Here is a 14,362-nt window from a genome sequence, read left to right on the forward strand (position 1 = left end):
GGCGGCGCGGCGGGCCTCGGCGACGCGCTGTCCGGAGGAGTCGTACGGGCCCGCGAGGGCCGCCGTGCCGCCGGCTATCAGGAGTCCGGCGACGGTGGCGGCGACCGTCAGCCGCAGGCTCGTGAGCGGGGCTCGGGGCCGGAGGCGGGCGAGCGGCTTCGGCTCGGGCACGGCGGACCAGCCCCTTTCACGATCACTGAGCGGAGTGAGGGACACTTAACCACTGCGCCTTACCGCGAGCACGGCGCCCCGGTCCGTACGGGTACCTCCCCGGGACCGGAGCCGGGCGGGGTCCCCCGGTCGGACGCAGTCACGAACAGCTCAGGAACGGACGTGGCACGGCCACGTTCGGACACGTACCGACATGGAGGAGCCAGCGGTGGAGTTCGACGTCACGATCGAGATCCCGAAGGGTTCGCGCAACAAGTACGAGGTGGACCACGAGACCGGTCGGGTGCGCCTGGACCGCCGCCTGTACACGTCGATGGCGTACCCGACGGACTACGGCTTCGTGGAGGACACCCTCGGCGAGGACGGCGACCCGCTCGACGCGCTCGTCATCCTGGACGAGCCGCTCTTCCCGGGCGTCCTCGTCGAGGCGCGCACGATCGGCATGTTCAAGATGACCGACGAGGCGGGCGGCGACGACAAGCTGCTGTGCGTCCCGGCCGGTGACCCGCGTTTCGCGCACCTCCAGGACATCGAGGACGTCTCGCCGTTCCTGCGCGACGAGATCAAGCACTTCTTCGAGTCCTACAAGGACCTGGAGCCCGGCAAGGAGGTCCAGGGCGCCGACTGGGTCGGCCGCGCCGAGGCCGAGGCCGAGATCGAGGCGAGCCGCAAGCGGCTCAAGGAGCAGGGCGGTCACTGAGCCCCTGGCGGGCCGGTGCCGAGGGGCCGTACGGGTTTCCGTACGGCCCCTTCGCCGTGCCGTGCCCCCGTGCGGCCCCCCGCGGGCTCGCCGGGCCGCGCGGCGCCACGGCGTTTACGGTGCTGTGCAGTGGGTGAGCCGAAGCCGGGGGGCGGATGCGGATCAGCGGAGCGAGGAGCGTGGCGACAGGTGAGCGAGGCGGAGGACCGGGGCCGTGACGCGGCGGCGGACGGCCCGGAGCCGGACGAGGGCTCCGCGAAGCCGCAGTCCGACGAGGCCCGCAGCGCGTTCTCGCCGCCCTCCGGCGTCGCGTCCGCCGCGCCGAAAACCGAGCCGAAGGCCGAGGACGACTCGCAGGTCACCTCCGAGTTCGCGCTCCCCGAGGGCTTCGTGCCGCCCGAGCCCCCCGAGACCGACACCGCCGCGACCACCACCTCCGCCTTCTCCCTCCCCCACACCTACGACGCCCACCACGCGCCGCCCGCCTTCACGCCCGCCGAGGGCGTCCCGATCCTGCGCCTGACGAAGGAGGCGCCGTGGCAGGACCGGATGCGCACGATGCTGCGCATGCCGGTCGCCGAGCGCCCGACCCCCGAGTCGGCGCAGAAGCACGACGCCGAGGAGGGCCCGGCCGTCCCGCGCGTGCTCGACCTGACGCTGCGTATCGGCGAGCTGCTGCTCGCGGGCGGCGAGGGCGCCGAGGACGTCGAGGCCGCGATGTTCGCCGTCTCGCGCTCGTACGGGCTCGACCGCGTCGAACCGAACGTCACCTTCACGCTTCTCAACATCAGCTACCAGCCGAGCCTCGTCGAGGACCCGGTGACCGCCGCGCGCACCGTGCGGCGGCGCGGCACCGACTACACGCGGCTGTCCGCCGTCTTCCAGCTCGTCGACGACCTCACCTCGCCGGGCACGGACGTCTCCCTCGAAGAGGCGTACCGGCGGCTTGCGGTGATACGGCGCAACAGGCACCCGTACCCGGGGTGGGCGCTCACGGGGGCGAACGGGCTGCTCGCCGGGAGCGCGTCGGTGCTCGTCGGCGGTGGTGTCGCGGTCTTCTTCTGCGCGGCGATCGGCGCGATGCTCGGCGACCGGCTCGCGTGGCTCGCGGCCGGGCGCGGGCTGCCGGAGTTCTACCAGTTCCTCGTCGCCGCGACGCCGCCCGCCGCGATCGGCGTCACCCTCAACCTCGCCCACTCGGACCTGCGGGCCTCGGCCGTCATCACCGGTGGCCTCTTCGCGCTGCTGCCGGGGCGGGCGCTCGTCGCCGGGGTGCAGGACGGCCTGACCGGCTACTACATCACCGCGGCGGCGCGGCTCCTGGAGGTCCTGTACTTCTTCGTCGGGATCGTCATCGGGGTGCTCGTCGTGCTGTACGCGGGCGTCCAGCTGCACGCCAGTCTCGACCCGGACGTGACCGTGAACGCCGTGAACAGGCCGGTCGCGCAGCTCCTCGCCTCGGTCGCGCTGTCCCTCGCCTTCGCGGTGCTGCTCCAGCAGGAGCGCTCGACGGTCGTCCCCGTCGCGCTCAACGGCGGCGTCGCCTGGCTCATCTACGGCTCGATGCACTTCACGGGCAAGATCTCGCCCGTCGCGGCGACGGCGGTCGCCGCCGGGCTCGTCGGCCTGTTCGGGCAGTTGCTCTCGCGCTACCAGTTCGCCTCGTCGCTGCCGTACGTGACGGCCGCGATCGGGCCGCTCCTGCCCGGTTCCGCGACGTACTACGGGCTGCTCGGCATCGCGCAGAACGAGCTGGACGACGGCCTGCTCTCGCTCTCGCGCGCGGTCGCGACGGCGCTCGCGATCGCGATCGGCGTGAACCTGGGCTCGGAGATCTCGCGGCTCTTCCTGCGCGTGCCCGGCACGATCACCCGCAAGGGAGCGAAACGGACCCGGGGCTTCTGACGCCCGCCCCGGGCCCGTGCCCCCGCCGCGCGGGACCGCTCAGCGGCGCGGCTCCTCGTCCGGGTAGCCGTAGCCGCCCTGCCGCGGCTGCCGGCCGTAAGCCTGCTCCTGCTCGTAGGCGGGGAAGGGCTGGGTCGCGTCGGGCTCCTGGTAGCCGCCGTCCGGCCGCTGCGGCGCGGGCTGCTGGGCGTACGGCTGCTGGGGCTGCTGGGGCTGCTGCTGCCCGTACGGCTGCGGCTGACCGCCGTACCCCTGGGGCTGACCGCCGTACGCCTGGGACTGACCGGTGTAGGGGGCCTGCTGACCGTTGCCGTACGGGTTCTGCCCGCCGTTGTTGTCGTACGGGGCCGGGGCCTGCTGGCCGTAGCCGCCGTCCTGCCCGTTCTGCTGCCCGGCGTCGTACGCGGGCGGGTACTGCTGCTGCCCGTAGGGACGCGGGGACTGGGGCGGCTGCGGGGACCGGGGCGCTTGCGGGGACGGGTAGGGGGCCTGGCCGTAGGCGCCCTGCTGGCCGCCGTAGGTCTCGCCGCCGTAGGGCTGCGGACCGGCCGGGGGCTGCTGGGGGGCGTGGCCGCCGGGGGTCTGCGAGGTGCCGTAGGGGGTGCCGCCGTACGGGGCGGAGGGCTGCTGGCCGTACGGGGAGCCGTCGGCGTAGGGGGCGCTGTTCCACGCGGACTGCGGGGAGCCGCCCGGGTCCTGCGGGCCCTCGTCGTCGCGGCGGGCGGGGTCCTCGGCGCGCCCGGCGGGAGGCGTGGAGCCGGAGGAGGAGTTCTTGCCGCTCTTGCCGCGCGCCCGCAGGTACTCGATCGCGATCGGTACGACCGAGACGAGGACGATCGCGACGAGGATGAACTCGATGTTCTCCTTGACGAAGTCGATCTTCCCGAGCCACGAGCCGAGCAGCGTCACGCCCGCGCCCCACAGGACGCCGCCGATGACGTTGAAGGTGACGAAGGAGCGGTAGGCCATGCCGCTGACGCCCGCGATGATCGGCGTGAAGGTGCGGATGACGGGCACGAAGCGGGCGAGGACGAGTGACTTCGCGCCGTACTTCTCGAAGAACTCGTGCGCCTTCTGCACGTTCTCCTGTTTGAAGATCTTCGAGTCGGGCCGGTTGAAGAGCGAGGGCCCGACCTTCTTGCCGAAGAGGTATCCGGCCTGGTCACCGAGGATCGCCGCGACGCAGATGATCGCGATGGCCCCGGCGAGCGGGAAGTCGAGCTGGTTGCTCGTGATGAGCAGGCCGCACGTGAAGAGCAGCGAGTCGCCGGGCAGGAAGAAGCCGATGAGCAGCCCCGACTCGGCGAAGACGATGAGTGCGAGTCCCCAGACGCCGAAGTTGTCGAGCATGGTGTTGGGATCGAGCCAGCTCGGTCCGAGAGCAAGCGAGTTCACGACGTTCGGGCTCCTGGGGGTCCTGGCCGGCGGGGGGACGACCGTTCGGCGGAGAGGTGGCGGGGATCGTTCCGCCGCTGGGGAAAGTCATGCGGTAGCAAAGCTACCAACGAGGCCCGCCCCACCCGCGTTCCCGCCCCCGCGCGGCCGGTCCCGCCGGGACGCCCTCTTTCGCGGGCCCGCGAAGCACGGACAGGAGCCGCCGGGCGGCGGAGCGGCTGCCCCGGCCGACGTGCGGGGGCGCCGGGACGGTTCCGGCGCCCCCGCGAATGTGCCGGGCGTCACGACGAGCACCGCACCCCACGCCCCGTGAACCTCCCTCCCGCCCACCCGCGGACCCGCCGACGCGCCTGCGCGGCACCGAGCCGGTCGCGTACGTAATTGCCCCGTTTTCATACGTTCTCCGCCTACGCTGCCCGCGACACCAGGCCCCGTACCGCCGGGCCCGCACCCCGAGGGAGCGCCATGCTGCACCACCCGCCCGAGGACCCGGAGGAGCGGGACAAGCCGCTCGCCGTGAACCCCTTCTTCGGCGAGGCCGACCCGCTCGACGGGATGCGCGAGGCCCCGCCCCGGCACCGGCTGCCGCGCGAGCCGATGGCCCCGCACCCGGCGTACCAGCTCGTGCACGACGAGCTGATGCTGGACGGGAACGCGCGGCTCAATCTCGCCACGTTCGTCACGACGTGGATGGAGCCGCAGGCGGGGGTGCTCATGAGCGAGTGCCTCGACAAGAACATGATCGACAAGGACGAGTACCCGAGGACGGCGGAGCTGGAGCGGCGTTGCGTCGCGATGCTCGCCGACCTGTGGCACGCCCCGGACGCGCGGGACGCGGTGGGGTGTTCGACGACGGGGTCGAGCGAGGCGTGCATGCTCGCGGGGATGGCGCTCAAGCGGCGCTGGATGAAGCGGAACCCCGGCCGTTATCCGGGCAGCGCGCGGCCGAACCTCGTCATGGGGATCAACGTGCAGGTGTGCTGGGAGAAGTTCTGCGACTTCTGGGAGGTGGAGGCGCGGCAGGTGCCGATGGAGGGCGAGCGGTACCACCTCTCGCCGGAGGCGGCGGTGGAGCTGTGCGACGAGAACACCATCGGCGTCGTCGGCATCCTCGGCTCGACCTTCGACGGGTCGTACGAGCCGGTCGCGGAGCTGTGCGCGGCGCTCGACGCGCTCCAGGAGCGGACCGGGCTCGACATCCCCGTGCACGTGGACGGGGCCTCGGGCGGGATGATCGCGCCGTTCCTCGACCCGGACCTCGTGTGGGACTTCCGGCTGCCGCGCGTCGCGTCGATCAACACCTCGGGGCACAAGTACGGGCTCGTGTACCCGGGCGTGGGCTGGGCGCTGTGGCGGGACAAGGAGGCGCTGCCGGAGGAGCTAGTCTTCCGCGTCAACTACCTGGGCGGCGAACTGCCCACTTTCGCGCTGAACTTCTCCCGGCCGGGGGCGCAAGTCGTCGCGCAGTACTACACGTTCCTGCGCCTCGGCTTCGAGGGGTACCGGGCGGTGCAGCAGTCGAGCAGGGACGTGGCGCGGGGGCTCGCCGAACGCATCGAGGCGCTGGGCGACTTCAGGATGCTGACGCGGGGCGACGCGCTCCCGGTCCTGGCCTTCACGACGACGTCCGACGTCACCGCCTACGACGTCTTCGACGTCTCCCGGCGCCTGCGCGAACGCGGCTGGCTCGTCCCGGCCTACACCTTCCCGAAGAACCGCGAAGACCTCTTCGTCCTGCGCATCGTCTGCCGCAACGGCTTCTCGTCCGACCTGTCGGACCTGCTGCTCGGTGACTTGACGACCCTGCTCCCCCAACTCCGCTCCCAGCCCCACCCGGTGACCCACAGCAGGGAGCGGGCGACGGCGTTCCACCACTGAGGGGGGCGGGGCGGGCACGGGGCGGGCGGGCACCGGGCCGGGTGCCGGAGGCGGATGGTCGCCCCGTCCCGGCCGCCGGCCCCGTGCCCCGCGCTTCCTCAGCCCTCGCCCCGCTCCCCTTCCTCCCGCTCCACCAGCGCGAACGCCGTCTCGCCGTCGAGCTGTTCGCGCAGGATGTCGGCGTGGCCCGCGTGGCGGGCGGTCTCGCGGACGAGGTGGAGGAGGAGCCAGCGCAGCGAGACGGCCTCGGCGTCGGGGAACCAGGGGGCCTCGGGGAGCGGGAAGGTCTCGTCGAGGCTCGGGCGCGACCTGATCCACTCCTCGGTCTCGTGCGCGACCTTCTCGGCGTAGGCGCGGGTGCCCTCCAGGGTCTCGCCGTCGAGCAGGACGTGGCTCTCGTGCCAGTTCTCCGGGGTGCGCTCGGTGTCGGGGGCGATGCCCCGGGCGCGGGCGAGCCAGCCCTGTTCGGTCTCGGCGGTGTGCTTGAGGAGCCCGCCGAGGCTCAGCGCGCTCGCGCAGGGCCGCTGCCGCGCCTGCTCCTCGGTGAGCCCGAGCGTGGCGCGGCGGAGGGCGCCGCGCTGCTCGTCGAGGAAGGCGAGCAGCGCGCCCGTCTCGTCGCCGGGAAGCTCGGGACCGACGTGCTTGACCATGGGATTCTCCTTCTCCGGTGGCCCCGTTGGGCCGGTACGAGGAAGGTAGGGGCGATCGCGGACAGGGACGGTCCGCCACCCACCGCCCCCCGCTCCCGCACCCGCGAGAAGCCCCGCCCGCTCACAACTCGTAGGTCACGGGCCCGTGTTGCACCGAGATCCACCGCTGCGTCGTGAACGCGTCGATCGAGGCCTGCCCGTTGAGCCGGCCGATTCCGGAGCGCTTGACGCCGCCGAAGGCCGCCATCGGGTCGTCCTCCATCGTCGTGCCGTTGACGTGGATCATCCCGGCCTCGACGCGGCGCGCGAAGGCGACCCCGCGCTCGGCGTCCGCGGTGTGGACCGCGCTGCTGAGCCCGTACGGCGTGTCGTTGGTGAGCCGCAGTCCCTCCTCGTCGCCGTCGAAGGGGACGAGGAGCGCGACGGGCCCGAAGATCTCCTGGCGCAGCAGCGGCGAGTGCGGCGAGAGCCCGGTGAGGATCGTGGGCTCGACGAGGTTGCCCACGGTGCGGCCGTGCAGGAGCGGCGTCGCGCCCTCGCTCAGCGCCTCGTCGACGAGCGCCGTGAGCGCCTCGGCGTGGAACGAGTCGATGACGGGCCCGAGTTGCGTCGCCGGGTCGGCGGGGTCGCCGGTGCGCAGCGCGGCCACGCGCGCGGTGAAGCGGGCGCTGAACTCGGGTTCGAGCGCGCGGTCCACGAGGATGCGGTTGGCGGCCATGCACACCTGGCCCTGGTACACGTACCGGCTGAAGACGGCCGCGTCGACGGCCTGGTCGAGGGCCGCGCCGGTCAGGTCGCCGAGTGCGACGAAGGCGCCGTTGCCGGAGAGCTGGAGGACCGTGCGCTTGAGGGCGCGCGCGGCGACGGCGGCGACGTGGCGGCCGATGCGGTCCGAGCCGGAGAAGGAGATGACCTTCGGGACGGGGTGCTCGATGAGGTCGTCGCCGATCTCGGCGATGTCGGTCACGAGGACGTTGAGCACCCCCGCGGGCAGCCCCGCCAGTTCGAAGACGCGGGCGATGAGGCCGCCGCCGACGATCGGGGTGTTCTGGTTGGGCTTGACGAGGACCGCGTTGCCGAGCGCGAGCGCGGGCGCGACGGACTTGAGCGTCACGAGCAGCGGGTAGTTGAAGGGGCTGATGACGGTGACGACCCCGGCGGGCTCGCGGTAGACGCGGTTCTCCTTGCCCGGCGTGAGCGCGGGCAGGAGTTCCCCGTCGGGCATCACGGCGACCCCGGCGGCGTGCCGCAGGAACTCGGCGGCGAGGTCGATCTCGTAGTACGCCTTCGCGCGTGTCGCGCCGAGTTCGGCGATCATCGCCTCGGCGGTCTCCTCGCGTAGACCGACGAGCGCGGTCCGGGCCCGTTCCAGGACCTCGCGGCGCGCGTGCGGTCCCGCGGCGGCCCAGCCGGGCTGCGCCCGCGCCGCCGCCCGGTACGCCTCGTCGACCTCGACGCCGGTCGCCGCGGTGACGGCGGCGAGCTTCTCGCCGTTGTACGGGTTGAAGTCGATGACGTCCCAGGAACCCCGGCCGACGCGCCATTCGCCGTCGATGTACTGGTGGGACAGGTCGGTGAAGAACGACATGGTCCATTCCTTGCCGGTTGCGCGTGCCGCCAGGGTCCAATGACCCTTTCGCGACTCCCCGTTGGCGTGCATGGTACGCGCGCGCGGCCCGGCGGGGGCAGGGACTGGGCCGAGCGGGGGACGCCGTGCCGCGGGAACGGGGCGCCGACGCCCGTACGGAACCCGCCCGCCCCGGCACGGAACGCACGCGCGTCCGACCGCGATCCACCGTCGCCCGTACGGGGTCCACCCCCGTCCGTACGGGGCCGGGCCCGGCCCCCGCCGCCTCACATCAGCTGGAGCAGCCCCCGCAGCAGGTCGCGGCTCTCCTCCGGGCCCGGGCAGTCCGCGCTCAGCCGGTCGAACGTGCTTCCGTAGAGGGCGACTTCCTCGGGTTTGTCGAGGTAGAGCGCGCTCGTGAGCTGTTCGAGGTAGACGAGGTCGGACAGGTCCGACTCGGGGAAGCCGAGCAGGGAGAAGGCGCCGCTCTCGCCCGAGTGCCCGCCGAAGCTGAACGGCATCACCTGGAGCGTCACGTTCTCGTGCTGCGACATCTCGATGAGGTGCTCCAACTGCTCGCGCATGACGCCCCTGTCACCGTACGGGCGGCGCAGCGCGGCCTCGTCGAGCACCGCGTGGAAGCGCGGGGCGCGCTCGGCGACGAGGACCTTCTGGCGTTCCAGGCGCAGCGCGACGCGCCGCTCGATCTCGGAGGGGTCCCCGTCCGGCATCCCCTTGGTCACGACGGCCTGCGCGTACGCCTCGGTCTGGAGCAGACCGTGCACGAACTGCACCTCGTAGACCCGGATCACCGAGGCGGCGCCCTCCAGGCCCACGTACGTGGGGAACCAGCTCGGCAGGACGTCCGAGTAACTGTGCCACCAGCCCGCGATGTTCGCCTCCTTCGCGAGGCCGAGCAGCTGACCGCGCTCCGCCGCGTCGTGCACGCCGTAGAGCGTGAGCAGATCCTCCACGTCCCGCGCCTTGAAGCTCACCCGTCCCAACTCCATGCGGCTGATCTTCGATTCCGAGGCCCTGATCGCGTAGCCGGCGCCTTCGCGAGTGATCCCGCGCGACTCGCGCAGCCGCCGCAGCTGCGAGCCGAGCAGGATGCGCCGTACGACCGAGCCTCCGCCTGCCCCCTCGGCCTGGGGTTGCCCCCAGTCCCCTGCGGTCACGACACCCAGCCTCCCCTCCATAGGACGTCAAGGGCGTTGCCTCCAAGCCCCGCAGTCTGCCACTAAAAGGCTCCGTGCCGTACTCGTTCGGTTACGGAAACGGAAAGCTTGTGTCATGTGCCGGGAAGAGTTGCCGCGAGTTGGCCGGAATAAATGGGGGTGAAGTGGTAGGTGTGACGGCAATTCCGGCGCGTGCACGTGCATCTGCCCTTGCATCCGCTGTGTGCGTTCCGCCACGATGGGGGCGCACCGCCGCGCAGCCATCGCGAATTCCGGGAGTGCCTCGCATGGGGACGAATGGATCGACCATGCTCGACCCGCAGAGGCAAGGGCTACCACCGCTCGACCCCGCGACCGTCAGCGACGCCGCCTCCTGCGCCTTGAGCACCCGCCTCGAAGGCGTGCGCGAGGCACGGCAGTTCGCCCGGTCGACGCTGGACCGCTGGGAACTGGCCGAACTCGCCGACGACATCGCCCTCGTCGTCTCCGAACTCGTCACCAACGCCCTGCGCCACGCCCTGCCCCAGCCCGCGCCCGAGGAGACCCAGGACGAGAGCCCGGTCCGCCTCCACCTCATGCGCTGGGCGGGCCGCCTGATGTGCGCGGTCCGCGACCCGAGCGACGCGAGCCCGGTCGCGCGCGCGGAGGACTTCGGCGCGGAGTGCGGACGCGGCCTCTTCCTCGTGGACTCCTTCAGCGAGAGCTGGGGCTGGCACCCGCTCGCCGGGACGCCGCACGGGAAGATGGTGTGGGCGCTCTTCCGGGTGTGAGCGCGGGGGCCGGGCCCGGCCGATGAGGACGAGAGCCCATGACGACGAGCGGTGCCGCCGGACGCGGACACCGCTCTTTTCGTGTACGTCTTTTCGTACGCGGGCCCGCGTACGGGACGCGACGGACCGCCTCGCGGCGGTCACGCGGGGTGAAAGCAGCCCTCAGCCCGTGACGAGGTGGTCGAATTCCCCGTCCTTCACTCCGAGGAGCATCGCCTCGATCTCGGCGCGCGTGTAGACGAGCGCCGGGCCCTCGGGGTGGCGGGAGTTGCGCACAGCGACGTCGCCGCCCGGGAGTTTGGCGAACTCCACGCAGGTGCCCTGGGAATTGCTGTGCCGGCTCTTCTGCCAGACGACCCGGTGAACCTTCTGGAGTTCGGTTGCCGCCATGCCGTTGTACGCCTGGTGCACTGGTTGCTCCCGGTAGTGCTGTGGCCAATGGTGCATCGGTCAACTGCGCGTGATCATAGCCGCGTTCACGTGCTGATGCATGAGCAGATGCACGTGCACGTGGGGTGTTCCCCTGACTACAGGCTTCCCGGGAGGCGGCGATTCCCCTCCTGAACACGCGAAAGCCGGCCCCGCAAGGGGGCCGGCTCGGGGAGACGTGGCGCACATCACTCTGCGTAGAGTGCCTACGCAGGGTGCCGGGCGCGAGGGATCAGCGCTCCTCGCGGAAGTCGACGTGCCGTCCGGCGGCCGGGTCGAACTTGCGCAGGACCATCCGGTCGGGGTCGTTGCGGCGGTTCTTGCGGGTCACGTAGGTGTAGCCGGTACCCGCCGTGGAGCGGAGCTTGACGAGGGGGCGGAGTTCGTTGTGAGCCATGCGTCCAGTGTACGCATTTGAAAATGATTTTCAACAAGCGCGGGCGTGAGCCGCCTCACGCCGCGCCTCCCGTCTCGCCACGCGTCGCCCCCGCAGGCGTGCCACCCGCCGCGCCTCACCCCGTCCTCGGCCGCCGCGCCTCCTCTTCCTCCATGGACGGCACCCGCACCGTCTTCTCCCGCTCCCGCCCCTCCCGCGGCGGCTTCGGCGGCGCGAGCGCGGCGGAGAAACCCTCCAGCGCCTCGACGAGCATCCCCGCCCCCTTCCGCGCGACCCGGTCGGGCGCCTGCTCCCCTGGCCCCTCGGCGTCCCAGTTCCCGAGCGCTGCGCGCACCGCGTCCCAGCGCGGCGCGGAGCGGTCGCGCAGGTCGCGGGCGGCCCGGGTGCTCGCGGCGTCGAGCGCCTGCGCGAGCCGGTCCGCGGGGGGTACGGGCGGGGCGCCGCGGCCGGGCAGGTGGGCCTCCATGAGCATCGCGACCCGCGCGATCTGCGCGAGCGCCTCGTCCGCGTCGTCGGCGGCCCCGCGCGAGAGGCCCCGTTGCCGCACCGGCTCGTCGCGCGCCTTCTCGACGGCCTCCTGCCACTCGGCGCGGCTGTCGCGCGCGTCGAGGAGGTCCTTGCGCACCTGGGCGCTGCGGTCCTCGGAGGGGTTGGCGTAGGCGCGGAAGACGGCGGCGGCGTAGGCGGTGTGCGCGAGCAGGGCGGTGGCGAGCCTGCCGCGCAGGCGCGGCGCCTCCCAGGCCGGGTACAGGGCGTACGCGAGCATCGCGAGGAGCCCGCCGACGAGGGTGAGCCCGATCCGCTCCAGCGTGGTCTGTTCGAGGTCGGTGCCGGCCATGCCGAGCAGGAAGACGACGTACATCGAGACGCAGAACTGCGCGACGACGTACCCCGTGCGCATGAGCAGGTACATGAGCCCGCCGCACAGCACGGCGAGCCAGGCGAGGAGTTCCGTGCCGGGGTGCGCGAGGCGCACGACGAGGCTCGCGAGGGTCACGCCGAGGAGGGTCCCGGTGAAGCGCCCGGCCGCGCGCGCGTAGGTCTGCGAGAAGTCGGGGCGCATGACCATGACGGAGGTGAGCGGCGCCCAGTACGGGTGCCCGAGCGGCAGCAGGGAGCCGAGGAGGTATCCGACGCCCGCGACGACGGAGATGCGCACGCCGTGCCGGAAGACCGGCGAGTCGCGGCGCAGCTGGAGGCGGAGCAGGAGCGCGATGCCCGCGGCCTGCTCCGAGAGCGGCGCGCGGGTGCGGGTACGGGTCACGGCGGGCATGCCGTGGGAGGGGGTCTCCCGCGCGTCGTCGGGGACGCGCGAGCGGGTCCCGCCGCTCGGGTCGGCGGTGTCGCGTACGTCGTCGAGCAGGGCGAGCAGGCGGCGCGCGGCGCGCAGCGGGGGCCCGGAGAGCAGTTCCTCGGTGTCGGGCGTGCGCAGCACGGCCTTCGTCGCGGCCGGTACGCGTACGGGCTGCCCGCGCCGCACGGCGCGGGCGCACGCGTCGAGCACGGTGCCCGCCGCGTACAGCAACTCGCGCACCCGCTCGCGCGCGGGTCCCTCGGCGGGGACCCCGAAGCCGGGGTCGGCGAGCGAGGCGAGCACGGGCCTGATGCGTTCGGCGACCCCGCGCGGGCCGCGCAGTTCGACGGGGCGGCGGCGGGCCTGCCCGGGGGTGAGCACGGCGGCCTTGCGGGCCTCCATGAGGGGTTCGGGGTCGAAGTCGGCGACGGGGTCCTGGCGCAGCCTGCGCGCGTAGTCGGCGACGGCGGCGAGCGCGTCGGCGAGCGCGTCGCGGTGGGCGCCCCAGCGGCGGATCGGTACGAGCCAGACGAGCGCGGCCTGCACGAGCCCGCCGGTCGCGATGACCGCCGCGTGCCCGAGCGCGGAGACGACGGAGCCGGGCAGGGTCACGGTGACCATGACGATGGAGACGTTCGAGGCGGCGATGATCCCCGCGGTGGGCCCGGCCGCCCAGGCCATCCCGGCGGCGAAGGCCCACAGCATGAGGAGCGGCACGAAGAGCCACAGGTGGATGACGCACACGTAGCCGAGGAAGGTGGAGACGGCGAGGCTGAACCCGGAGGCGAGCGCGAGCAGCGGCCGGGGCCGCCAGGAACGCTGGAAGGTGGCGACGGCGGCGGAGAACGCGCCGAAGGCGGAGGAGGCGGCGACGCCAGGCCCGAAGAGGTTGAGGCTCAGCAGCACGACGAGCGCGAGCCCGGCGGCGCCGCGCAGCGCGACGAGCGGCACGAGGCGCTTGCGCTCGACTTTGAGGCCGGACCGCGAGGTCTCGGCGAGGGCGTTGAGCCAACTCACAGGGCCACAATACGGATAAAAGGCCCGCAGTTGATCAGCCCCTCCCGGGGGTGCCCCCGGCCGGGGGCCGGGGGCGTTTCAGGAGCGGGGGTCCGGGGGCAGCTCCCCGGGCACCACGCCGAGCCGCGCGAGAGAGGCCGCCTCCCGCCCGCGCCGCCACCCCGCCTCGTCGCTGACTCCGCGTACCCGCGCGGCCTTCATCCGCGGGAACATGCGTTCCGTCGCCTCCGTCACGGCGACGTCCCGTGCCGCGAGGACCGGCAGCACCTCCGGCTCCGCCGACTCCGTCACCGTGGCCTCGGCCGTCTCCTCAAGGCGTGCGCCGACGTGCTCCGCGTACGCGAGCAGGAACGACTGCCGGAACGTCTTCGTCCGCCGCCGTCCCGCGGCCCTCGTCTCCGCCTCCGCGCGCGTGAGCGCGGCCTGCGCCTGCACGAGGAGCGAGGTGTGCAGCAGTTCGACGGCCGCGAGGTCCCCCGCGTCGCCCACGACGGTCGAGAAGCCGTGCTCCTCGTTCCACACCGCGCGGCAGCCGCTCGCGCGCGCGACCGCGTCGAGGAGGATCGCCTGCGCCTCGCCGTACGGCGGCTCGACGCCGATGCGGCAGGCGGCGACGCCGTCGCCGGGCCCGGCGGGCACGCCCGCGAGGCGCGCGGAGTCGATGCGGTGCCGGGTCATGAGTTCCTGCGCCTTCGCGCTGAGCGCCTCGGCCTCGGCGGGGTACGCGGTCGCCTCGGCCTTGGCGAGCAGCGCGCGGACGCGGGTCAGCTCGCGGTCGTCGGTGGGCAGGGGCGCGGTCGGCACGGCGCCGGGCGGCGGGCCGACGGGCTCGATCGCGGGGACGGCGAAGAGCAGGCGGAAGAGCTCGACGGCCTCGGCGGCGGCGCTGAAACGGTCCGCGCGTATCCGGCCGTCCCCGGCGTCCCCGGTGTCGAGGTCGGTGAGCTGCGCCTCCCAGCGGGGGGCGAGGCGCGCGTACCGGCGGGCCTCTTCGCGCGCGAGGGCGGCGTA

The 14,362-nt window shown here is 73.1% G+C and carries 12 protein-coding genes; 4 read left to right on the plus strand and 8 right to left on the minus strand.

The window, feature by feature from the left end; translation table 11 throughout:
* The first annotated feature begins 379 nt into the window (after positions 1–379).
* Complete coding sequence (locus G3I42_RS29675; RefSeq protein WP_031000939.1) at positions 380–871, plus strand: inorganic diphosphatase; 492 nt, start codon at positions 380–382, stop codon at positions 869–871.
* Positions 872–1,060: 189 nt separating this feature from the next.
* Positions 1,061–2,776: a threonine/serine exporter family protein gene (locus G3I42_RS29680; RefSeq protein ID WP_164290836.1), complete on the plus strand. Its 1,716-nt coding sequence runs from the start codon at positions 1,061–1,063 to the stop codon at positions 2,774–2,776.
* A 39-nt stretch (positions 2,777–2,815) separates the two neighbouring features.
* Here G3I42_RS29680 and G3I42_RS29685 read toward each other — a convergent pair whose 3' ends face one another.
* Entirely contained in the window at positions 2,816–4,171 is a 1,356-nt protein-coding gene (locus tag G3I42_RS29685) for a VTT domain-containing protein (protein ID WP_164290837.1), read from the minus strand.
* A 465-nt stretch (positions 4,172–4,636) separates the two neighbouring features.
* On the opposite strand from G3I42_RS29685, the gene G3I42_RS29690 reads away from it, so the two are divergent.
* Entirely contained in the window at positions 4,637–6,049 is a 1,413-nt protein-coding gene (locus tag G3I42_RS29690) for a glutamate decarboxylase (protein ID WP_164290838.1), read from the plus strand.
* 98 nt (positions 6,050–6,147) lie between these two features.
* Here G3I42_RS29690 and G3I42_RS29695 read toward each other — a convergent pair whose 3' ends face one another.
* The 3 genes from G3I42_RS29695 to G3I42_RS29705 all read right to left on the minus strand — a co-directional run bounded on the left by G3I42_RS29695 (position 6,148) and on the right by G3I42_RS29705 (position 9,444).
* Positions 6,148–6,699, minus strand: coding sequence for a DinB family protein (locus G3I42_RS29695; RefSeq protein ID WP_164290839.1), 552 nt, complete (start codon positions 6,697–6,699; stop codon positions 6,148–6,150).
* A gap of 121 nt (positions 6,700–6,820) precedes the next feature.
* Entirely contained in the window at positions 6,821–8,287 is a 1,467-nt protein-coding gene (locus G3I42_RS29700; RefSeq protein WP_164290840.1) for an aldehyde dehydrogenase family protein, read from the minus strand.
* A 266-nt stretch (positions 8,288–8,553) separates the two neighbouring features.
* Positions 8,554–9,444, minus strand: coding sequence for a helix-turn-helix transcriptional regulator (locus tag G3I42_RS29705; RefSeq protein WP_164290841.1), 891 nt, complete (start codon positions 9,442–9,444; stop codon positions 8,554–8,556).
* Positions 9,445–9,752: 308 nt separating this feature from the next.
* On the opposite strand from G3I42_RS29705, the gene G3I42_RS29710 reads away from it, so the two are divergent.
* Positions 9,753–10,214 carry an ATP-binding protein gene (locus G3I42_RS29710; RefSeq protein ID WP_164290842.1) on the plus strand — a complete coding sequence of 154 codons (462 nt, stop codon included), beginning with the start codon at positions 9,753–9,755 and terminating at the stop codon, positions 10,212–10,214.
* A 162-nt stretch (positions 10,215–10,376) separates the two neighbouring features.
* On the opposite strand, the gene G3I42_RS29715 is transcribed toward G3I42_RS29710, so the two are convergent.
* The 4 genes from G3I42_RS29715 to G3I42_RS29730 all read right to left on the minus strand — a co-directional run.
* The gene (locus G3I42_RS29715) at positions 10,377–10,625 is read right to left on the minus strand and encodes a DUF397 domain-containing protein (RefSeq protein WP_343244704.1); all 249 of its coding nucleotides are present in this window, start codon (positions 10,623–10,625) and stop codon (positions 10,377–10,379) included.
* Between the two features lie 250 nt (positions 10,626–10,875).
* Positions 10,876–11,040, minus strand: a complete 165-nt coding sequence (rpmG, locus tag G3I42_RS29720; RefSeq protein ID WP_164290844.1) for a 50S ribosomal protein L33 — start codon at positions 11,038–11,040, stop codon at positions 10,876–10,878.
* A gap of 115 nt (positions 11,041–11,155) precedes the next feature.
* Positions 11,156–13,351, minus strand: coding sequence for an FUSC family protein (locus G3I42_RS29725; protein WP_164290845.1), 2,196 nt, complete (start codon positions 13,349–13,351; stop codon positions 11,156–11,158).
* Positions 13,352–13,429: 78 nt separating this feature from the next.
* Positions 13,430–14,362: DUF2786 domain-containing protein (locus G3I42_RS29730; protein ID WP_164290846.1), on the minus strand; the 933-nt coding region annotated here is incomplete at its 5' end.

Source organism: Streptomyces sp. SID11385, assembly GCF_010548245.1.
Lineage (GTDB): Bacteria > Actinomycetota > Actinomycetes > Streptomycetales > Streptomycetaceae > Streptomyces.

Bases quoted from the DNA above. Each gene is read 5' to 3' on its own strand.
- G3I42_RS29690 (WP_164290838.1), top strand. From the start codon at position 4,637: ATGCTGCACCACCCGCCCGAGGACCCGGAGGAGCGGGACAAGCCGCTC.
- rpmG (WP_164290844.1), bottom strand. From the start codon at position 11,040: ATGGCTCACAACGAACTCCGCCCCCTCGTCAAGCTCCGCTCCACGGCG.
- G3I42_RS29710 (WP_164290842.1), top strand. From the start codon at position 9,753: ATGCTCGACCCGCAGAGGCAAGGGCTACCACCGCTCGACCCCGCGACC.
- G3I42_RS29695 (WP_164290839.1), bottom strand. From the start codon at position 6,699: ATGGTCAAGCACGTCGGTCCCGAGCTTCCCGGCGACGAGACGGGCGCG.
- G3I42_RS29700 (WP_164290840.1), bottom strand. From the start codon at position 8,287: ATGTCGTTCTTCACCGACCTGTCCCACCAGTACATCGACGGCGAATGG.